The organism is Terriglobales bacterium, from assembly GCA_035937135.1.
Lineage (GTDB): Bacteria > Acidobacteriota > Terriglobia > Terriglobales > Acidobacteriaceae > DASYVL01.
On sequence record DASYVL010000171.1, the window covers coordinates 1 to 2,589 of the forward strand.

4 protein-coding genes are annotated in these 2,589 nt (G+C 64.4%); 2 read left to right on the forward strand and 2 right to left on the reverse strand.

Going from position 1 to position 2,589, the window contains the following annotated elements:
* The coding region (locus tag VGQ94_10000; GenBank protein HEV2022844.1) for a hypothetical protein at positions 1–273 on the forward strand (273 nt) is incomplete at its 5' end.
* Between the two features lie 16 nt (positions 274–289).
* Here the strand turns inward: VGQ94_10000 and VGQ94_10005 are convergent.
* Together VGQ94_10005 and VGQ94_10010 are read right to left on the reverse strand one after the other, a co-directional pair.
* The gene (locus VGQ94_10005; protein HEV2022845.1) at positions 290–949 is read right to left on the reverse strand and encodes a class I SAM-dependent methyltransferase; all 660 of its coding nucleotides are present in this window, start codon (positions 947–949) and stop codon (positions 290–292) included.
* Between the two features lie 68 nt (positions 950–1,017).
* Positions 1,018–1,515 (reverse strand): polymer-forming cytoskeletal protein, encoded by a 498-nt coding sequence (locus VGQ94_10010; protein ID HEV2022846.1) that lies wholly within the window; start codon positions 1,513–1,515, stop codon positions 1,018–1,020.
* 464 nt (positions 1,516–1,979) lie between these two features.
* On the opposite strand from VGQ94_10010, the gene VGQ94_10015 reads away from it, so the two are divergent.
* Positions 1,980–2,589 (forward strand): hypothetical protein (locus VGQ94_10015; GenBank protein HEV2022847.1); only part of this gene is annotated, 610 nt, incomplete at its 3' end.

Consider the following 2,589-nt stretch of genomic DNA (forward strand, 5'->3'; position numbering starts at 1 on the left):
GCCGGCGACGGCATTTCCGCCGCGCTGCACAGTGGAGCACTGGCTGCAGAGGCGCTTGCGGATTTCTGGCGGGAGCGGATGAGCTTGAAGCAGGCTGGGCGGCGCTATCAGAAGGAATACGAGCGGCTTCTTCTGCCCGCCTTCCGCACTGCCAGGCGCATCCGCTGGCTGCTGCGCCTGCCCGCGGCGTTGCATGCGCCGGCGGCGAAAGTACTGCGGACGCGTACCGTGGCCCGCTACCTGGTGAGCAGGACGCGGACCGCCGTTCGCTGAATTGTTCTGTGGGTTCTTACTTCACTACCAGGACTTCCCGCACGTTGTCCCGGGCGAGGAAGAACTTGATGGAAGCGAACTCCTGGAAGAGCTTCTCGATGTTGCGGTTGTTGAAGATGCGCTGCAAACGGAAGCGCGGACCCTGTTGCAGCTCCAGCTGATCGTCGCCCACGATGTGGTAGCGGTAGTAGGGCGCGTCCGGGCCGGCGTCGCGGGTATGGAAGAACGCCAGCAGCACGCCGCCCGTCTTGGTGACGCGATGCAGCCGCTCGACCGCCGGCCGCACTACCGCCTCAGGAAGATAGTCGGGGATGTCCCAGCACAGCACGGCGTCGAACAGCGTGGTGGTGTAGGTGAGGTTCTCCACCAGAAAACGGTCCACGTTGATGGTGGGCTTGCCCTCGTCGGTGCGGGCGGCGTAGGCGGGGGAACTCGAAGCCAGCAGGATGTCCTCGTTGTAGGCCTTGTGGCCCAGTCCGGTGAGGCGGGCGATGTTGGTGGGCGAGGTGGGGCCCAAGTCGAGGATGCGCATCTCTTCCTGCCCCGCGAGCATGCGCGTGAACTCGCCGAGTCCGGTGGAATGCCGCGGGATGCGCTCACTGGAGCCGGACGGGGCGGGGGCTCCGCCCCCCATAGAGGGCATCGCCTGGAACTTCCGGTAGAGGTCCTGGGCCATGGAAGCGGTTCTGTGGTGTGCCGGCCTACGTGGCTGCGGAGAGCGTCGCCTCGCGGCTTCGGATCAGCTCAATACTTCTTCTGCGCCGGCGAGGCCGAGTAGCCGGGAGTCTCCGTCGACGCGCTGGAAGCGGCCGTCGGAGCCGCCGAATACGCCGCTGCGGACGCGGACGCAGCCGACGTTCCCACCGACGCTTCCCGCTTGGATGCGGTCTTCGCCCCTTCCTTCTGGATGTCGATCGCGCCCTTGAAGAATGCGCCGTCCTCGATGATGATGCGCTGGGTGAAGATGTCGCCCACCAACACCGCGGACTTCTTCAGCTCCACCCGCTCCGTGCCCTTGATGTTGCCGTCCACCTTGCCGTGCACCACCACGTCCCTGGCATTGATGTGGGCGCGCACTCGTCCGTGCGGTCCCACCACCAGGCTGTGGTCGCGCAGCTCGATGCTGCCTTCGACCTCGCCGTCGAGATAAAGATCTTCGGTGCCCGACAGCTCGCCCTTCACCAGCACGGTCTTTCCAATGTGCGCCACTTCGGCGCGGAAGTTGTCAGTCGCCTTCGGCATTTCCATGGGACGCATCTCCTTGGGGGTTAGGGCCGGAGCAGCGGGCGCCGGCGGTTGCGTTGGTGCCATTGGTTTCGGCTCATCATTACGGGTTTTCCACATGACGGTCTCTCCCGGGATTCTGCGCCCATGCTTTCTCCGGAAATCCGGATTCCGTAACACCCGAAGGCAGAATCGCTTATGCAAACTATACTCAACCTGGAGCCGGGCGGCAATCGGGTTTTTGCCCAGAGGGCATTTTCCCCGAGTTTTCCACAGGCCCCAAACCCCTCGCTGTTAACCAGGGATACGACACCTGGGGCACGGTTCTCGTCTAACCTCTATCCCCATGAACCTTTAGCCTAATGCTCAGCGGAATACGATTCGCGAAACCGGTTCTGACGATCGCCGCTCTCGGGCTGTTTGCCGCCTCGGGAGCCGCCCAGACCTCCGCTACCGCACCTGCAACGAGCGCCCAGGAGCTGGTGCGCAAGGTCGTTGACCGGGAGCTGGCGACGGAAGCAAGACCGCGGCAGTACATCTACCGCCTGCGGCGCGAGACTCCCGAAGGCTCCTGGACGCACGACATCATTGAAACGCGCGAAGGCCTGGTCTCCCGCGCCATCGCCATCAACGACCGTCCGGCCACTGCGGAAGAGCGGGCCAAGGACGACCGGCGCCTGGAAAGCCTGCTCGCGCATCCCGAAGAGCAGCGCAAGCGCAAGCAGCGCCAGGAACAAGATGCCGAGCAGGTGCGGAAGCTGCTCCGCGCCCTGCCCGACGCTTTTCTGTACGATTATGACGGGGCCGAAGCCGGCCCCCACGGCGATCTAGCGCGCCTGAAGTTCCGTCCTAATCCGAAGTTCGATCCGCCCTCGCGGGAGACCATCATCTATAGGGGCATGGAGGGCACGATGGTGGTGGAGCCGCGCGACCTGCGCCTGGCCCGCATCGAGGCCGCGCTGGTCGAGGACGTCACGCTGGGCTGGGGACTGCTCGCCCGCTTCAATAAAGGTGGCCACATCACCATGGAACAGTCGCTGCTTCCCGATGGCGAATGGCAAACCACCAGCATGACTTTGGACTTCATCGGCA